This is a genomic window from Streptomyces sp. DH12, assembly GCF_020873895.1.
GTDB lineage: Bacteria > Actinomycetota > Actinomycetes > Streptomycetales > Streptomycetaceae > Streptomyces.
On record NZ_JAHWGT010000013.1, the window covers coordinates 99,181 to 116,002 of the forward strand.

A 16,822-nucleotide genomic window follows, 5' to 3' on the forward strand; every position below is an offset into this window, starting at 1 on the left:
CGGCGGCCGGCGGCCCGGGTGCGACTGCGCCCGTGCCGCCGGCCGCCGCTTACGATGCGCGGCATGAAGGAACCGACGGCGCAGATCCGGTGGGAGCGGCGGACACAGGCCCCCCTGCTCGCCCTGGCGGTCGCGTTCGGCGTCGCGTACGCGGTGTCGATCGTCGCCACGGAGGCGGCCCCGTGGGTCGGCACGCTGTGCATGGGTGTGGAGTGGGTGGTGTGGGCGGCGTTCGCCGTCGACTACGTCGTACGGGTGCGGCTCGCTCCCTCGCGTTGGCTCTTTGTGCGCAGTCACTGGCTGGACCTCCTGGCGGTGGCGCTTCCGCTGCTGCAGCCGCTGCGACTGCTGCGGCTGGTCTCGACGCTCCTGCTGGTGGGCCGGCGGGCCCGGATGGCCTCGCAGGTCACACTGACGACGTATGTGGCGGGTTCCGTCGCGGGGTTGCTGATGTTCGGCTCGCTGGCGGTGCTCCAGGTCGAGCGGGACGCACCAGGTGGGAACATCCGGACGCTGGGCGACGCGGTGTGGTGGTCGTTCACGACGATGACGACCGTGGGCTACGGCGACCTCGCTCCGACCACCGGACTCGGCCGGTTGCTGGCGGTCGGACTGATGCTGTCGGGCATCGCGCTGCTGGGTGTGGTCACGGCGAACATCGCCGCCTGGTTCATCTCCCGCTTCGAGCGGGACGACATCGAGGAACGCCGCAGGACCGCCCTCCTGGAGACACTGACCTCGGAGGTGCGCGAGCTCCGCGCCGAGGTCGCCCGCCTCTCGACGAACCCGCCGGCCACCTCGACGGACGGGCGCCGGGACGGCCCGCGGACCGCCCCGTCCGTGCACGCCCCGGGCCCCGCGTCGGAGTCGGAGCCGGTGAGTGGCGCGGGAGCCGATTCCGGCACCCCGGACGCCGGGGTCAGTTCTCCCAGATCTTGAAGGCCCGCACCTGGTAGGGCGAGCGCGGCACCCACGTGCCGCTGCCCGGGTAGGTCTCGAACTCTCCCGTCTCGGCGCAGGTCGCCGACTGGTACGTCGTGACGGGCCGTCCCGTGCGGTTGGCCAGCGCCGCCGCGGAGGTGCCGCCCGCCAGCGTGACGCAGCTCTCGACGTCGGTCGAGGCCAGCTCGTGCGTCTGCCGCTTGCCCTTGAACTGCTCGTTGGGCCACAGGCACAGCTGCCCGCTGCCGCAAGGCCCGAGGGCCGGGGGCGCGGCGTCCGCGGGCGGCGCGCACGTGGAGAGGGCGGCGATGGTCACCGCGCTCACTCCGAGGGCCGCAGCGGTGAAGAAGGGGCGGGTGGACTTGCGCATGTGGATCTCCCCCGTGCTTGGTGACGCTCCGTGTTCGGTCTCGCCATAGCTTGACTCTGCGTGACGCCGGAAGGGAAGAGCTGCCGGTCGGGTTCACCCGCATGGGGGATGGTGCCGCGTCCGCCGAACGAAATCGGCGGGAGCCGGGCGCGGGGCGGGACGGACGGGGCTGCAGGACCCGAGACGCGGAAGGCCCCGGCACGGATGCCGGGGCCTGGAGCAGTCAGACGTGGTGTCGCCTCAGATGTGGACGCCGCCCCCGCCGGTGTCCGCGTTGACGCCGCGCTTGGTCAGCGTCGCGACGAGGGCGGCGACGATCGCCACGCATCCGGCGACGGTGAAGGCCAGGCCCATGCCGGACATGAACGTGTCCTGGATGACCTTGGTGATCGCGGCCAGCACGTCCGGGGTCATTCCCGGCGCCTTGGCGAGCTCCTCCGGGACGGTGCCGAACTCCGCGGCCTGCTCCAGCTGCGGAGCGGGCGGGATCGGGATGCCGGCCTCCTTCCAGTTCTCCCCGAACTCGGAGCTGACCTTGGAGGACATGACGGCGCCGAGCACCGCCGTGCCGAGCGCGCCACCCACCTGCATGGCGGCCTGCTGGAGCCCGCCGGCCACTCCGGAGAGCTCCAGCGGCGCGTTGCCCACGATGACCTCCGTCGCGCCGACCATGACCGGGGCCAGACCGAGGCCGAGCAGGGCGAACCAGAGGGACGTCGACAGGGTGCCCGTGCCCGGCGTGAGCGTGAGCATGCCGAACATGGAGGCGGCGGTGAAGACCATGCCGCTGACCAGCGGAACGCGCGGCCCGAACTTGGTGATCAGTGCGCCCGCCAGCGGCGAGGAGACGATCATCATCGCCGTGAGCGGCAGCAGGCGCAGACCGCTGTCGACCGGGCTGAGGCCCTTGACGCCCTGGAGGTAGAACGTCACGAAGAACAGGCCGCCCATGAAGGCGAAGGCCATGAGGACCATGAGGACGACGCCCGCGGAGAGCGGGACGGACCGGAACATGCCGAGGGGGACGAGCGGCTCGCGCACCTTCTGCTGCCAGAGGGCGAAGAACGCGAAGAGGATCACCGCACCGAGCAGGAAGCCCCAGGTCTTGCCGCTGCCCCAGCCCCAGCTCTCGCCGGCCTTGATGATGCCCCAGATCAGGGAGGCCATGGCGGCGGAGAGCAGCACGATGCCCACGATGTCGAAGGAGCGCGGGGCGTTCGCCGCCCGGTGGTCCTTCAGGATCACGAAACCGAGGCCGAGTGCGACCACGCCGACCGGCACGTTGATGAAGAAGACCGACTGCCAGCTGACGTGTTCGACGAGGAGACCGCCGACGATCGGGCCGCCCGCCGTGGATGCACCGATGACCATGCCCCAGATACCGATGGCCATGTTGAGCTTCTCGGCCGGGAAGGTGGCGCGCAGAAGGCCGAGGGCGGCGGGCATGAGCAGGGCGCCGAAGAGGCCCTGGAGCACACGGAAGCCGACGACCAGGGCGATCGAGTCCGAGAGGCCGATCGCGGCGGACGACGCCGCGAAACCGGCTATGCCTATGAGGAACGTCTGGCGGTGGCCGAAGCGGTCGCCGAGCTTGCCGGCCGTGATCAGGGCCACGGCGAGGGCCAGCAGGTAGCCGTTGGTGATCCACTGGACGTCGGCGAGCGTCGCGCCGAGGTCCCGCTGGATCGCCGGGTTGGCGATGGCGACGATGGTGCCGTCGAGCGCGACCATCATCACACCGACGGCGACGCTGAACAGCGTGAGCCACGGGTGGCCCCGCAGGCCCCTGGCCGGTTCGGGCTCGGGTTCCGGGTTCTGCGGAGACTTCTGGATGGTGGTCTGACCAGTCATACCGCGAGGCTAATGTCAGTCGCTGACAATTGACAAAGCAATTGGCGGGACGGCCGCTGTCACGTCGCTCACAGATAGGCTGAGCTGCGAAAGAGGCGAAACGAGGACCATGAAGTGACGGTTGAGCAGCCGAGCGGGACGGGCTCCGCCACCGGGCTGCGCGAGCGGAAGAAGCAGCGCACCCACGCCGCCCTGCTTCGCACCGCGCTGGAGCTCTTCACCACGCAGGGATACGAGGAGACGACCGTCGACGAGATCGCCGACGCCGTCGCGGTCTCGCAACGGACCTTCTTCCGCTACTTCGCCAGCAAGGAGGACGCCGCCTTCGCCGTCCAGCAGATGGTGGAGCGGCACTTCGTCGCCGCGCTCCGCGGCCGCCCCGCCGCGGAGGGCCCGTTCGACGCCCTGCGCAACTCCGTCCTCGAGGCGTGGGACACCATCGGCGAGGCCATCACGGAGGTCGTTCCGGTCGAGGTGCACCTGCGCATGCTCCGGGTCATCGAGTCGACGCCGCCACTGCTCGCCGTCCACCTGCGCCGCTCCTTCGAGATGGAGGAGTACATCGCCCGACTCGTCGCGGACCGCGAGGGGCTGGACGTCGACAGCGACCCCCGTCCGCGTGTCGCCGTCGCCGCCTTCAGCGGCGTCATGCGCGTGACCGGGCAGCTGTGGGTGCAGGGGCGCGAGACCACCGTGGAGGCGATGCGCGCCCTCACCGAGGACTACCTCGACCACATCGGTCCGGCTCTGGCCGGGGACTGGCGCGAAACAGCCGCCCCGTCGGCCCGCAGGCCCGCGAGGGGCGCGGAAGGAGGGTGAGCGCGCCGGGGCGGTAGGCCACCGCCGTACGGCACGGACCAGCAACGCGACCGACGCTTGCCCGATGCGCCACCCCAAACCGTGATCTGCGTCACTGACACCCCGGAGGCCGCCGCCCGTCTCCTAGGGTGTCTCGTAGTGACTCCTTTTCCCACCTCCCACCGATTCACCGGCTGGCGGACCGTACTGGCCCTCTCGGTGGTCTTCGTGCTCCTCACCACGACCGGCTGGACCAGCGGCAAGCGCCCGCGCGGCGCGGCCCGCGACACCTGGGCCGCCGCGACGGCCGCGTGGCGCGCCGACCGGCTCGACGGCCGGCCCCTGCCGCCACCGTCATCCCCTCCGCCAGCGGTCACCGCGTTCTTCGCCTCGCTGCGCCCCGCCCAGCGGACCCGACTCGCCGACGAGCACCCTCTCGTCGTCGGCAACCTCGACGGAGCGCCGCCGCCCCTGCGCTACCGGGCCAACCGCAGCACCCTCCGCCGCGCCCTCGCCACCGAGCGGGTCCGTGTGGACGACCGGGGCCTGTCCACCGAAGGACGGCACGAGGCCGTGCGCAGGGCCCACCGGTTCGAGGCGCTGCTGTCCCGGGACAGGCAGGTCCTCGCCTTCGACCCGTCGGGGCAGGGCCGGGTCGCGGAGGTCTTCGGCGACCTGGCGCGCGCCGAGCGGGTCTCCGTCGTCGTCCCGGGCGTGGACACCAACCTGCTGACGTACCAGCGGACCGCCCGCAGGTACACGGCTCCCCACGGCATGGCCGAGTCGCTCCACGCCGCCGAACGCGAAGCCGCACCCGGTGTCCGCACCGCCGTCATCGCGTGGGCCGACTACACCGCACCGAGCGGGGTCGGTGTGGACGCCGCGACCGGCCGGCTCGCGGCGAGCGGCGCCCTGCGGCTCGTGGCGCTCGCCGACGCCCTGCCCGGCACGTCGCGGGTCTCGTTGTTCTGCCACAGCTACGGCTCGGTGGTGTGCGGCCTCGCCGCGCGGCGGCTGCCCGACCGGGTGACCGACATCGCGGTCGCCGGCAGCCCCGGCATGCGGGCCGAGACCGCCGCCGCGCTCGACACCGGCGCCCGGGTGTGGGCCATGAGGGACGCCGACGACTGGATCGCCGAGGTGCCCTACCTGGACGTCGGTGGGCTGGGCCACGGCGCCGACCCGGTGGCCCCCGAGTTCGGCGCGAGGCTCCTTTCCGCCACGGGCGCCGCGGGTCACGGCGGGTACTTCCTGCCCGGCACGGAAAGCCTGCGCAACTTCGCGCGGATCGGTGTCGGCGCCTACGGGAGCGTCAGCTGCGCCGACGCGGACGGCGCCTGCCACAGCGGATTCTCCGGTGCGGCGTGACTCCCACCCGCGTAGAAGTCGGACACCGTAGTCCGTTTCCGCTTCTCTTCCAGGGGCGACGCGCGGGCGCACGCCGCATACGATGAGGCGCATGGGTGATGTGCTGGCCGGAAATCATGCCACCTGGGAGTTCGAACCCGACGCCGTGCTCATCCGCTTCGAACGGGGGATCCGCGCGCCGAAGCTCTTCCAGACGCTGCGCGAAAGACGCATCCCGCACGAGGCGTTGGCGTCGGTGGCGCTCGTCCCGGGCAGGCGGGGCACCGTGGTTCTCCACGCCGTGCCGCGCGCGGGCGCCGATCCGTTGATGGAAGCGGCCGCCGGCCAGCTCAAAGAGGGCTGCGACCCCTACCGCCTGGTGCTGCCCGCCGACCGCCAGACGCTCGCCGAGTACTACGCGCACGAGCTGCGCGCCCGCCTCGGCCCCGAGCGGGACGAGCCGGCCGAGCGCTTCCTGGTGACCGCCCCCGAGCCTCCCCTGCATTTCAAGGCCTACGACGGCAAAGCGTCCTTCGATGGCCGGAACGTGTCGTTCCGATGGTCCTGGACGGGCGCCTCGACCGCCAAGTGGAAGGCGGGCGACCAGACCGTCGCCGTCAGCGAGCTCAGTGGCGTGGAGTGGCGGTCGCCGGACGCGCCCGACGGCTGTCTGCGGCTCGTCCGGCCCGGTGACGAGCCGCTTCCCGTCCAGGCCGATCAGGATCCCGCCGCGGTCGTCTTCGGTTCCGGCTACGGGCTGGTGCACGAGTCGCTGCCGTTCGCCGCCGCCGTCCTGCAGGCCGTGCGGAACGCGACCGGCGCGGTCCCGGTGCCGGTCCGCGTGGGCGGGCGGCGTGACCCGGCGGACATCGCGGACCGCATCAGGCACCTCGGCGAGCTGTACCAGGCGGGCCTGGTGACGGACGAGGAGTTCTCGGCGAAGAAGGCCGAACTGCTGGCGGAGCTGTAGCCGGGGGCGAAGGGACCGGCAGGGATGTCATACCGGGGTATGAGGCCGGGAACTGGCGCCCTGGTATGACGCCCCGCCGGACGGCGCCCGCCTAGGCTGACAGCACCATGAGCACCCCACCCCCTTCCCCCTCGACGCCGCAGGACCAGCCGGCCGCCCCTGTCGGACGCGCGGCAGCGCCGCAGCCCGGCAGTGTCTTCACGCCTTTGGCGCGCCTCCGGCACCTCTCACGGGAGGCGTCCCGGGCGTTCGGCGCCGCTCTGGCGACGCCCACGGAACCGGGGGCGCCGCTGCTCGGGCAGGCCTCGTCCCGCTGGGTCCGGCTCGTCCCGTACGTGGTCGCCCTCGCGTTCGTCGCGTCGCTGCTGCCGGTGACGGTCGTCGTCCTCATCAACGACTACGGCGTGAACGGCGGCATCGCCGGCCTGCTGGCCACGGCGCAGACGGCGCCGCTGCTCATGGCTGTCTCAAGGCCCCTCCAGGCGTGGTGGATCATTTTCGCCACCGATGTGGTGGGCGCCCTCGTGACGCTCCACGCGGAATTCCCGCCGGACCGGCCGTGGCCGTGGACGCCGATGGTCGTCGTCGGCTACCTAGCGTTGATGCTCGCCGTGGGGCTGCGGGAACAGCGGCGGACCCTGGTCGGGGTGTGGCTCGTGACGGGCGCGGTCGGATTCGGCTTCGCCGTGTTCACCGAGGACCGCGGTGACGTCATCCACCTGGTGATGTTCGTCCTCAGCGGCGCCGTTCTCCTCATAACCGGCATGCTCCGCGAGCACGGGGTGGCGCAGCGGCGGCTCGAGGAGCAGGAGACCATCAGCGAGGCGGAGCGTTCCCGCAGGACGCTGCTGGAGGAGCGGACGCGCATCGCGCGGGAACTGCACGACGTCGTCGCCCACCACATGTCCGTGATCACCGTGCAGGCGGACTCCGCGCCGTACCGGATCGAGGGGCTGCCGGACGCGGCGCGGGAGGAGTTCTCCTCGATCGCGGCGTCCGCGCGGGAGTCCCTGACCGAGATGCGACGGCTGCTGGCGGTGCTGCGCAGTGAGAACGCCGAGGGCGAGCGGGCTCCGCAGCCGGGCATCGGCCGAGTGCAGCAGCTGATCGAGGCGACGGTACGCACCGGGCTGCCCGTGGAGCTGACGCTCGCGGCTGATTTGGGGCCCGTCCCGCAGGCCGTGGACCTGTCGGCCTACCGGATAGTGCAGGAGGCGCTCGCCAACGTGGTGCGGCACGCGCCGGGCGCCCGCACCCGGGTGTCGATCTCCCGTTCACCCAACCTGGAATGGCTGATCGTACTCGTGGTCAACGGCCCGCCCACGGAGCCGGTTTCACTGCTGGAGACGTCCGGGACGGGCCACGGCCTGGTGGGCATGCGGGAGCGCGTACGGTTGACCGGCGGGCGGCTCGACACCGGGCCGCTGCCGGACGGCGGCTTCCGGGTCGCGGCACGGTTGCCGCTGGTCACGCCGCTGCCCTGAACCGTCAGAAGGGACCTCCGTGACCATCCGTGTGATCATCGTCGACGACCAGGCCATGGTGCGGGCGGGGTTCGCCGCGCTGTTGTCGGCGCAGCCCGACATCGACGTGGTGGGCGAGGCGCCCGACGGTCGGGCCGGTGTCGCGGTGAGCCGCTCCACCCACCCGGACGTGGTGCTCATGGACGTGCGGATGCCGGAGATGGACGGACTCGCCGCGGCGCGCGCACTGCTCGACCCGCCGCCCGGCGTGACGCACCGGCCGAAGGTCCTCATGCTCACCACGTTCGACGTGGACGACTACGTGTACGAGGCGTTGCGCGCCGGCGCCTCCGGTTTCCTCCTCAAGGACGCGCCTCCGGCGGACCTGATCTCCGCGGTCCGGGTCGTGGCGGCGGGCGAGGCGCTGCTCGCCCCTTCGGTGACCCGGCGGCTGATCGAGGACTTCGCCGCCCAGCGGCCCACTCCGCGCAAGGAGCGGTCGGTCAGGCTGAACGGGCTGACGCCACGGGAGACGGAAGTCCTCGAACTGATCGCCCGCGGACTGTCGAACCAGGAGATCGCGGCGCACCTGGTCCTCGCGGAGCAGACGGTGAAGACGCACATCGGCCGGGTCCTCGCCAAGCTCGGTCTGCGGGACCGCGCCCAGGCCGTCGTATTCGCGTACGAGTCGGGGCTCGTCACCCCGGGCGACGCGGCCTAGGAGCCGCGGCTGCCGCACGGGCAGAGGCGCCCGTCGGTCCGCGGCGGGCGCCCGGTCGTCGCACCACCGTGCCGGCGGGTGCGCCTCACCCCGGGCACGACCGGCCCGCCGCCCCTGCGCCGGCACCGCCCCGCCGCCTCCGGCCGCGTTGCCGGCAGTCGCCGGCAGGAGGCGGCGTAGGACACCCCCTACCCCGGTATGACCTCGCAGTTGGCTCCGGAGGGTGACGATCACTCGGGTGCCGTCTTCCTACCTTCCTCCCGTCACACCGACGAGGACGGAACGAGGGGGGCGGCATGCGCCGTTACAAGAGGACCTTGGTGGCCGCGGCACTGGCGACGACCGTGGTCGCCGGGACCGCGGGATGGGCGTCCGGCTCCGCGCAACAGCCCATGCCGGGCCCGCCGCCCGGCACTTCGGCGTGGCGGGGCGACACCTCGTTCGGACGGTCGCTCCCCGACCCGGTACGGGCCGCGCCCGCGGAGGTGGCCGCGTTCTTCCGCAGCCTCGGCGAGGAGGAAGGGCAGCGGCTCGCCCGGCGCCACCCGGGCGTGGTGGGCAACCTCGACGGCGCCCCACCGACCCTGCGGTATGAGGCCAACGCCCTCTCGGTGCGCCGTGACGCGCGCTACGCACACCTGGCGGACCGGCGGATACTCGCCTTCGACCCCCGTGGCCGCGGCCTGGTCGCCGAGGTCTTCGGGGACCTGGAGCGCAGCCGGCATCTCGCGGTCGTGGTCCCCGGGTCCGACATCGACGCCGGCTCCTACGACCGGGCCCACGACCCCTATGGCACACCCGCCGGGATGGCCCGCCAGCTCCGCACCGCGACGGGGGGGCGGACCGCGGTCATCGCCTGGGCCGGGTACACCACACCGGTCGGTGTCGGCCTCGACGCCGCGACGGGCACCCTCGCCGAGGCTGGCGCCGAGCGGTTGACCCGCCTCACCGACGGGCTGGCCGCCACGGGCGCCGCCAAGCCTTCCCTGTTCTGCCACAGCTACGGCTCCGTGGTGTGCGGACTGGCCGCGCCGCAGCTGAAGGCGAAGGACCTGGTGGCGTTCGGCTCGCCAGGGATGCGCGCCGCCAACGTCCGGGACCTGCGCACGCCCGCACGGGTGTGGGTCGCCAAGGACCCCACCGACTGGATCTCCAAGGTGCCCCACGTGGAGTTCCTGGGTCTGGGCCACGGCACCGACCCTGCCTCGGAGCCGTTCGGCGCACGGCGGCTGCCCGCCGGGGACGCCCAGGGGCACAGCGGCTACTTCGCACCCGGCACCAGCTCGCTCCGCGCGTTCGCCGCAGTCGCCCAGGGGGACGCCGCATGAAGCTCGTCGACCGCATCGAACTCCGCACGCCCGCCCATCGGGACCGCGCCGTGGACGGCCTGCGGGCCCTGGCCCTCCTCGCCGTGCCGACCGGGCACTGGCTGCTCGGCGGTTTCACCCTCGACGGCGACGGGGCGATCCACAACGCGAGTCCCCTGTCGACTTTCGGGTTCCTCGCGCCCGCCAGTTGGGTCCTGCAGATGCTCGGCATCTTCTTCCTCGTCGGCGGCTACGCGTCCGTGCTCTCCTACCGTCGCCGCTCCGGAGGCACCGGCACGTGGCTGCGCGGCAGGATCGCCCGGCTCGGCCGGCCCGTCCTGGGGGTCACCGCGGTCTGGGCGACGCTGACAGTGGCCGGCTCCGCCTTGGGCGTGCCGGCCGACACGCTGCGCACCGGGGCGACCCTGGTGATACAGCCGCTGTGGTTCGTGGGCGTGTACACGGCCGTCACGGCGCTCACGCCCTACTGCGTGCGGGCCGCCCGCCGCATGGGGCCGTGGGCCGCGGCGCCGCTCCTCGCCTCGGTGGCCGTGGTGGACCTCCTGCGGTACGGCCCGTACGCGGACGCCGTGCCCTCGTGGGTGAGCGTCCTCAACCTCCTGCCGGGCTGGCTGTTCGCCTACCAGCTCGGGGTGTCATGGGGTGAGCGCCGGATGGGTCGGCGGGAGGCGTGGGTGCTCCTCGTGGGCGGCGCCGTGCTCTTCGCCGCTCTGATCGCCTTCTTCCACTATCCGGCGTCGATGGTCGGTGTCCCCGGGCAGGATCGTGCCAACTCCCACCCGCCCTCGCTCCTGGTCCTCGCCCTGGCGGCGGCCCAGAGCGGCGCCGCGATCCTGCTGAAGGACCGCATCGGGGCGCTGCTGCGGCGGCCGGCGCTGTGGGCGCCGGTGGTGGTGGTCAACCTGTCGGCGATGACGATCCTGTGCTGGCACCAGACGGCGATGCTGGCCGCGGCTGTGCCCGCTTCCTTGACCGCCGGGGCGGTGCCCGGCCTGACGACCGCGCCGGACACCGCCGGTTGGATTCTCGCGCGGCTGGCGTGGATGCCGCTGTTCGCCGTGCTGCTGGTGCTCATAGCCCGTTACGCGCGGGGGTTCGAGTCCCCTTGGACGCGGGCCACCCACGCGGGGCGGGCGGCGGCGGGCGTCCTGGCCGCGGGCTTCACGGCCTTCGCCCTCGGCCTGGCGTGAGCGGCCCGATGCGGCCCGATGCGGCCCGATGCGGCCCGAGCGGCCCGAGCGGCCGAGGGTGGCGGACACCGCGCGGGGCCGGTCGGCCGCCTCGGGCGGCGCGGTGCAGCCCGGCGCCTTCGGGAGGTGGGCCGGCTCGGCGGGTTCCGCGTGTGGCGGGCCCCCCGTGGGTCGGATTCGGCCGGTGTGGCAGGTCCGGCCCGTGGGAGCAGGTCCGGCCCGTGGGAGCGGGTCCGGCCGGTGGGGCGGCTCCGGCCCGTGGGGCGGCTCCGGCCCGTGGGGTGGGACGGAGGCCGGGGGGCGAAGCCGGAGGGGTGGGGGCTGGTGGGCTGTGGGTTACTTCTCGCGGGCGGCGGAGGTGCTGGACATGTCCGCGTACCGGCTGCCGGCGACCTGGTCGGCGATGGGCTCCAGCAGGGCGAGTTCGGATTCGGTGAGGATCAGGCGGGTCGCGGCGGTGTTCTCCAGCAGGCGGCTGCGCTTGCGGGTGCCGGGGATGGGGACGACGGTCAGGCCGTGTACGGCCGCCCGCTGGTGCACCCACGCCAGGGCCACCTGGGCTGGGGTGGCGTCGTGGGCGGCGGCGATGGAGCGCACGGGCTCGAGGAGGGTGGCGTTGCGGAGGGCGTTGTCACCGGAGAAGCGGGGGTGGGCGTGACGGTAGTCGGTTTCGGAGAGTTCCTTGGAGGCGTCGGTGAAGGCTCCGGTGAGGAAGCCGCGGCCCAGCGGCGAATAGGGGACGAGGGCGACACCGAGTTCGGCGGCCGCGGGGACGGCGCTCTCCTCGACGTCCCGGGAGAACAGTGACCACTCGGACTGCAGGGCGGCGATCGGGTGCACGGCGTGGGCTTCGCGCAGTTCGTCACCGGTGACCTCGCTGAGGCCCAGGTGCTTCACCTTGCCCTCCCGCACGAGGTCGGCCATGGCGCCGACGGACTCGGCGAGGGGCACGGAGGGGTCGCGGCGGTGCATGTAGTAGAGGTCGATGACGTCGACGCCGAGGCGCCGCAGGCTGCCCTCGACGGCGGACCTGATGTAGGCCGGGTCGTTGCGCAGGCCGCGGTGGGCGGGGTCGTCCGAGCGGACGACGGCGAACTTCGTGGCGAGGGTGATCTCGTCGCGGTGGGCGGCGACGAAGGGGGCGAGGAACTCCTCGTTGGCCCCCCGCCCGTAGATGTCGGCGGTGTCGATGAGGGTGACGCCGGCTTCGAGGGCGGCGTCGAGGGTGTCGCGGGCGGCGACCTCGTCGGTGTCGCCGTAGAACTCGCTCATGCCCATGGCGCCGAGGCCCTGGACGCCGACCAGCGGTCCCGTCGCTCCCAGCCGTACCTGAGGGATCGTCTGTCCGGAGGTCATCGTGCTGCCCTTTCCGGCGCCGGTCGGGCGCCCGCATAGATGTCGATCTTCATATCGAGGACGGCCAGGGTCTCCTGGAGCTCCCCGATGCGGGTGAGCACGTCGCGGCGCGTCGCCTCCAGCAGGGCGCGCCGCTCATGGAAGGTGTGCTGCCCCGCGCGGACCAGTTCCGCGTAGCGCACCATGGCCGCGACGGACATGCCCGTCAGCCGCAGCTTGCCGACCAGGACGAGCCAGTCCAGGTCCCGGTTGGTGAAGCGGCGTTGGCCGGTGGCCGACCGGTCGACGTGCGGCATGAGCCCGATGCGCTCGTACCAGCGCAGGGTGTGCGCGCTGAGGCCGGTCCACGCCGCGACCTCGCTGATGGTGTAGTGGTCCTGCCCGTCGGGGCGGGGGTGTGCGGGCGGTGGGGCGGCGCAGACGTCGCTGCTGGTGGTGGGGGTGGCCGGCGGAGTGCTCTCGATCACCGTCATGCCCCCACGCTAGGACCTTGGAGTGCACTCGAAGCAAGTGCCGCGGCGAGCAAGTAACCTCGTCCGCATGCAGAGCCTGGCGATGATCGAGAACTGGCCCGTGCCGAACGCGGCCGCCGCAGTCGTCCGTGCCGACGGCACCGTGGTGGGGGCGCACGGCCCCACGGCGCACCGGTTCCCGCTCGCCTCGGTGACCAAGCCGCTGGCCGCGTACGCGGTGCTCGTCGCCTACGAGGAGGGCGCGGTCGAGCTGGACGAGGCCGCCGGGCCCGACGGCTCGACCGTCCGGCACCTGCTGGCGCACACCTCCGGTCTCGCCTTCGACGAGGACCGGGTCATGGCCGCCCCGGGCACGCGCCGCATCTACTCCAACACCGGCTTCGAGGTGCTGGCGGACCATGTGGCGAAGGCCACGGACATCCCGTTCGGGGAGTACCTGCGCCAGGCGGTGCTGGAGCCGCTCGGCATGGCGTCGACGGCCCTGGACGGATCGGCCGCGAAGGACGGGGTGTCGACCGTGGACGACCTCGCGCGGTTCGCGGCGGAGCTCCAGGCGCCCCGGCTGCTGGACCCGCGCACGGTGCTGGAGGCCATGACGGTGGTCCACCCGGGACTGACGGGCATCCTGCCCGGCTACGGCCACCAGCGGCCCAACGACTGGGGGCTCGGCTTCGAGATCCGGGACGGCAAGTCGCCGCACTGGACGGGGGGTTCGTCGTCCCCGCGGACGTTCGGGCACTTCGGGCAGTCGGGGACGTTCCTGTGGGTGGACCCGGGCGCCGGGGCGGCGTGCGTGGCACTCACCGACCGCGACTTCGGGCCGTGGGCGGTGGAGGCGTGGCCGCCGTTCACCGACGCGGTCCTGGCCGAGCTGCGCGCCGGCGGCACCACCCGCGCCTGACCCCTCCCGCTCGGTCCGGACGCCGGCACCCCCCGTCGGTGCCCCCACCGACACCCCCGCCGGCTCCCTCGGTACCGACCGGCCCGACCGGCCCGACCGGCCCGCCCGGTCCGCCCTGACGGGGCGGCGGGCGGACCCGCCCGCTCAGCCCCGACCGGGCGTGGCGGGGTGGCTCATCTGCCACACCAGTACCTCGGCGGCCGTCACCGCCGTCAGTGCGACACCGCGCGCCCCGGTGATCCGGGCCGAGTCTCCCGCGCCCAGCTCCCCGTCCGCGCCGTCGCCGGCCACCCCGACCCGGCCGCGCACCACGTGCACGTAGGCGAGGTCGCCGTCCGGGACGGCGGTGCGCTCCCCCGCGGCGGGGCGGCGCACGTGGAGCAGCGCGCCCGCGGCCGGCACGGCGTACGGGGTGGCGTCGGCGAGGCCGCGCACGATGCCGTACGACGGTTCGCCGCCGGGCTCCAGCGGCGTCAGCCACATCTGCACGAAGGTCAGCGGCGCGGCACCGTCGTTGCGCTCGACGTGCCGGACGCCCGCCGCGGCGCTCAGGTGCTGGACGTCGCCGGGCCGTACGACGGTGGCGTGCCCGGTGGAGTCGCGGTGCGTCAGCTCCCCCTCGACGACCCAGGTGACGATCTCGGTGTGGCTGTGCGGGTGCTCGTCGAAGCCCGCGCCCGGTGCGAGGCGCTCCTCGTTGCAGGCGACGAGCGCCCCGAAGCGGAGGTTGCCGGGGTCGTAGTGCGGGCCGAAGGAGAAGGCGTGGCGGGTGTCGATCCCGGCGGCGGCGTCCCCTCCGGGGTACCGGTCGGCGGCCCTGTGTATGGACATCACGGGGCCAACGGTAGACCGGCTGGACGGGCCGCCGTCCCGATAAGGCAGTCTTGTCCCGTGCCTGAACCAGCAGCGAACGCCGCCCACCCGCACGCAGCGACCCTGAAACGCCTCGAACAGTCCTCCGGGCGGCTCGCCGCCAACGCCATCGCCCGCATGGACGAGACGTTGCCGTGGTACCGGGCCATGCCCCCGGAGAACCGCTCCTGGATCGGTCTCGTCGCGCAGGCCGGCATCGCGGCGTTCACCGAGTGGTTCCGGCACCCCGAGGCGCCCCAGGCGATCTCGACCGACGTGTTCGGCACGGCCCCCCGCGAGCTGACCCGGGCGATCACGCTCCGCCAGACCGTCGAGATGGTGCGCACCACCATCGAGGTGATGGAGACGGCGATCGAGGAGGTCGCCGCCCCGGGCGACGAGTCGGTGCTGCGCGAGGCGCTGCTGGTCTACGCCCGGGAGATCGCCTTCGCGACGGCCCAGGTGTACGCCCAGGCCGCCGAGGCGCGCGGCGCGTGGGACGCCCGCCTGGAGTCCCTCGTCGTCAACGCGGTGCTGTCGGGTGAGGCGGACGAGGGGGCGGTCAGCAGGGCCGCCGCGCTCGGCTGGAACTCCCCCGAGCACGTGTGCGTCATCCTGGGCACCGCACCGGACGGGGACAGCGAGCTGACGGTGGAGGCGATCCGCAGGGCGGCCCGCCACGCCAAGCTGCAGGTCCTGACCGGTGTGCTCGGCGACCGCCTGGTGGTCATCGCGGGCGGCAGCGACAACCCGCTGGCCGTGGCGAAGGCGCTGATCGGCCCGTACGCGGCGGGGCCCGTCGTGGCGGGGCCCGTGGTGCCGGACCTGCTGGCGGCGACGCGGTCCGCGCAGGCGGCGGCCGCGGGGCTGAAGGCGTGCTCGGCGTGGCAGGACGCGCCCCGCCCGGTCCTCGCCGACGACCTCCTGCCGGAGCGGGCCATCGCGTCGGACCCGGCCGCCCGCGAGCAGCTGGTGGAGGAGATCTACAGACCGCTGGAGGAGGCCGGCTCGGCGCTCCTGGAGACGTTGAGCGTGTACCTGGAGCAGGCGAGCAGCCTGGAGGGGGCGGCCCGGATGCTCTTCGTCCATCCGAACACCGTGCGCTACCGGCTCCGTCGTGTGACCGATGTCACCGGGTGGTCGCCGTCCGATGTACGGTCGGCGTTCACGCTGCGGATCGCGCTGATCCTGGGGCGTCTGGCCGACGGCGAGACACAGTCCTAAGGCTTTTGTGGGGGACCAACAATTCACCCGACGGTTCTTCGTCCTAGTCCCCACGGGCGTGGAGGACCGTCCACAAGAGAGAGTGTGAGGGTGCTCGTACTCGTCGCTCCCGGCCAAGGCGCTCAGACGCCCGGCTTCCTGACCCCCTGGCTCGATCTTCCGGGCGCCGCCGACCGTGTCGGCGCGTGGTCGGAGGCCATCGGACTGGACCTGGCCCACTACGGCACGAAGGCCGACGCGGAGGAGATCCGCGACACGGCGGTCGCCCAGCCGCTGCTGGTGGCCGCCGGGCTGCTGTCCGCCGCCGCGCTCGGCGAGGTGTCGCCGGGCGCCGTCGCGGGCCACAGCGTCGGTGAGATCACCGCCGCCGCGTTCGCGGGTGTCCTCGACGACACGGCGGCGCTGCGGCTCGTCCGGACCCGCGGTGTGGCGATGGCCGAGGCCGCCGCCGTCACCCGGACCGGTATGTCGGCCCTGCTCGGCGGCGACCCGGAGGTCACCGTCCCGCACCTGGAGAAGCTCGGTCTGACCGCGGCGAACGTGAACGGCGCCGGCCAGATCGTCGCCGCCGGCACGATGGAGCAGCTGGCCGCGCTGGAGGCGGACAAGCCCGAGGGCGTCCGCCGCGTGGTCGCCCTCCAGGTCGCCGGCGCGTTCCACACCCACCACATGGCGCCCGCCGTGGCGAAGCTGGAGGAGGCCGCCCGCGGCCTGTCCCCGGCGGACCCGCAGGTCGCCTACGTCTCCAACAAGGACGGGCGGACCGTCGCCTCGGGTGCCGACGTCGTCACCCGCCTCGTGGGCCAGGTCGCCAACCCGGTCCGCTGGGACCTCTGCATGGAAACGTTCCGGCGGCTCGGTGCGACGGCGCTGGTCGAGGTGTGCCCCGGCGGCACGCTGACCGGTATCGCCAAGCGCGCCCTCCCCGGTGTCAAGACGCTCGCGCTCAAGACCCCCGACGACCTCGACGCGGCACGCGCGCTCATCGCCGAGCACGCCGGCGCCGCCTCCTGAACCGGAGCAAGGAGCCGTAGAG

General features: G+C 73.3%; 16 protein-coding genes. 11 read left to right on the forward strand and 5 right to left on the reverse strand.

Annotated features, from left to right (window positions below; all coding sequences use genetic code 11):
• The first annotated feature begins 63 nt into the window (after positions 1–63).
• A complete protein-coding gene (locus tag LPA54_RS14330) occupies positions 64–939 on the forward strand; it encodes a potassium channel family protein (protein WP_228977478.1) in 876 nt (291 codons plus the stop codon).
• Here LPA54_RS14330 and LPA54_RS14335 read toward each other — a convergent pair.
• On the reverse strand, positions 920–1,312 hold the full coding sequence (locus LPA54_RS14335; protein WP_228977480.1) for a peptidase inhibitor family I36 protein: 393 nt from the start codon (positions 1,310–1,312) through the stop codon (positions 920–922). The two genes, LPA54_RS14330 and LPA54_RS14335, sit on opposite strands and share 20 nt — an antisense overlap.
• Positions 1,313–1,552: 240 nt before the next feature.
• The gene (locus LPA54_RS14340) at positions 1,553–3,163 is read right to left on the reverse strand and encodes an MFS transporter (protein ID WP_228977482.1); all 1,611 of its coding nucleotides are present in this window, start codon (positions 3,161–3,163) and stop codon (positions 1,553–1,555) included.
• A 114-nt stretch (positions 3,164–3,277) separates the two neighbouring features.
• Here LPA54_RS14340 and LPA54_RS14345 point away from each other — a divergent pair, with 114 nt between their 5' ends.
• From LPA54_RS14345 to LPA54_RS14375, 7 genes are all read left to right on the forward strand, one after another.
• Complete coding sequence (locus LPA54_RS14345) at positions 3,278–3,982, forward strand: TetR family transcriptional regulator (protein WP_228977484.1); 705 nt, start codon at positions 3,278–3,280, stop codon at positions 3,980–3,982.
• 138 nt (positions 3,983–4,120) lie between these two features.
• On the forward strand, positions 4,121–5,329 hold the full coding sequence (locus LPA54_RS14350; RefSeq protein ID WP_228977486.1) for an alpha/beta hydrolase: 1,209 nt from the start codon (positions 4,121–4,123) through the stop codon (positions 5,327–5,329).
• A 91-nt stretch (positions 5,330–5,420) separates the two neighbouring features.
• A complete protein-coding gene (locus LPA54_RS14355) occupies positions 5,421–6,278 on the forward strand; it encodes a DUF4429 domain-containing protein (protein WP_228977488.1) in 858 nt (285 codons plus the stop codon).
• A gap of 206 nt (positions 6,279–6,484) precedes the next feature.
• Positions 6,485–7,762 (forward strand): sensor histidine kinase, encoded by a 1,278-nt coding sequence (locus LPA54_RS14360; protein ID WP_306806498.1) that lies wholly within the window; start codon positions 6,485–6,487, stop codon positions 7,760–7,762.
• Positions 7,763–7,781: 19 nt separating this feature from the next.
• Positions 7,782–8,462 (forward strand): response regulator transcription factor, encoded by a 681-nt coding sequence (locus LPA54_RS14365; RefSeq protein ID WP_228977492.1) that lies wholly within the window; start codon positions 7,782–7,784, stop codon positions 8,460–8,462.
• 296 nt (positions 8,463–8,758) lie between these two features.
• Positions 8,759–9,790 (forward strand): alpha/beta hydrolase, encoded by a 1,032-nt coding sequence (locus LPA54_RS14370; RefSeq protein WP_228977495.1) that lies wholly within the window; start codon positions 8,759–8,761, stop codon positions 9,788–9,790.
• The gene (locus LPA54_RS14375) at positions 9,787–10,980 is read left to right on the forward strand and encodes an acyltransferase (RefSeq protein WP_228977497.1); all 1,194 of its coding nucleotides are present in this window, start codon (positions 9,787–9,789) and stop codon (positions 10,978–10,980) included. The genes LPA54_RS14370 and LPA54_RS14375 overlap by 4 nt, the downstream gene beginning before the upstream one ends.
• A 336-nt stretch (positions 10,981–11,316) precedes the next feature.
• On the opposite strand, the gene LPA54_RS14380 is transcribed toward LPA54_RS14375, so the two are convergent.
• The gene (locus tag LPA54_RS14380) at positions 11,317–12,336 is read right to left on the reverse strand and encodes an aldo/keto reductase (RefSeq protein ID WP_228977498.1); all 1,020 of its coding nucleotides are present in this window, start codon (positions 12,334–12,336) and stop codon (positions 11,317–11,319) included.
• Positions 12,333–12,809 carry a MerR family transcriptional regulator gene (locus tag LPA54_RS14385; RefSeq protein ID WP_228977501.1) on the reverse strand — a complete coding sequence of 159 codons (477 nt, stop codon included), beginning with the start codon at positions 12,807–12,809 and terminating at the stop codon, positions 12,333–12,335. The genes LPA54_RS14380 and LPA54_RS14385 overlap by 4 nt, the downstream gene beginning before the upstream one ends.
• A gap of 67 nt (positions 12,810–12,876) precedes the next feature.
• Between LPA54_RS14385 and LPA54_RS14390 the strand changes: the two genes are divergently transcribed.
• Entirely contained in the window at positions 12,877–13,710 is an 834-nt protein-coding gene (locus LPA54_RS14390) for a serine hydrolase (RefSeq protein WP_228977503.1), read from the forward strand.
• Positions 13,711–13,854: 144 nt separating this feature from the next.
• Here LPA54_RS14390 and LPA54_RS14395 read toward each other — a convergent pair whose 3' ends face one another.
• Positions 13,855–14,541: a pirin family protein gene (locus tag LPA54_RS14395; RefSeq protein WP_228977504.1), complete on the reverse strand. Its 687-nt coding sequence runs from the start codon at positions 14,539–14,541 to the stop codon at positions 13,855–13,857.
• A 60-nt stretch (positions 14,542–14,601) separates the two neighbouring features.
• On the opposite strand from LPA54_RS14395, the gene LPA54_RS14400 reads away from it, so the two are divergent.
• Positions 14,602–15,786 carry a CdaR family transcriptional regulator gene (locus LPA54_RS14400; RefSeq protein ID WP_228977507.1) on the forward strand — a complete coding sequence of 395 codons (1,185 nt, stop codon included), beginning with the start codon at positions 14,602–14,604 and terminating at the stop codon, positions 15,784–15,786.
• Positions 15,787–15,876: 90 nt separating this feature from the next.
• Positions 15,877–16,800, forward strand: coding sequence for an ACP S-malonyltransferase (locus LPA54_RS14405; protein WP_228977509.1), 924 nt, complete (start codon positions 15,877–15,879; stop codon positions 16,798–16,800).
• Positions 16,801–16,822 lie beyond the last annotated feature (22 nt).

Bases quoted from the DNA above. Each gene is read 5' to 3' on its own strand.
- LPA54_RS14340 (WP_228977482.1), bottom strand. From the start codon at position 3,163: ATGACTGGTCAGACCACCATCCAGAAGTCTCCGCAGAACCCGGAACCC.
- LPA54_RS14370 (WP_228977495.1), top strand. From the start codon at position 8,759: ATGCGCCGTTACAAGAGGACCTTGGTGGCCGCGGCACTGGCGACGACC.
- LPA54_RS14380 (WP_228977498.1), bottom strand. From the start codon at position 12,336: ATGACCTCCGGACAGACGATCCCTCAGGTACGGCTGGGAGCGACGGGA.
- LPA54_RS14355 (WP_228977488.1), top strand. From the start codon at position 5,421: ATGGGTGATGTGCTGGCCGGAAATCATGCCACCTGGGAGTTCGAACCC.
- LPA54_RS14330 (WP_228977478.1), top strand. From the start codon at position 64: ATGAAGGAACCGACGGCGCAGATCCGGTGGGAGCGGCGGACACAGGCC.
- LPA54_RS14390 (WP_228977503.1), top strand. From the start codon at position 12,877: ATGCAGAGCCTGGCGATGATCGAGAACTGGCCCGTGCCGAACGCGGCC.
- LPA54_RS14375 (WP_228977497.1), top strand. From the start codon at position 9,787: ATGAAGCTCGTCGACCGCATCGAACTCCGCACGCCCGCCCATCGGGAC.
- LPA54_RS14395 (WP_228977504.1), bottom strand. From the start codon at position 14,541: ATGTCCATACACAGGGCCGCCGACCGGTACCCCGGAGGGGACGCCGCC.
- LPA54_RS14385 (WP_228977501.1), bottom strand. From the start codon at position 12,809: ATGACGGTGATCGAGAGCACTCCGCCGGCCACCCCCACCACCAGCAGC.
- LPA54_RS14335 (WP_228977480.1), bottom strand. From the start codon at position 1,312: ATGCGCAAGTCCACCCGCCCCTTCTTCACCGCTGCGGCCCTCGGAGTG.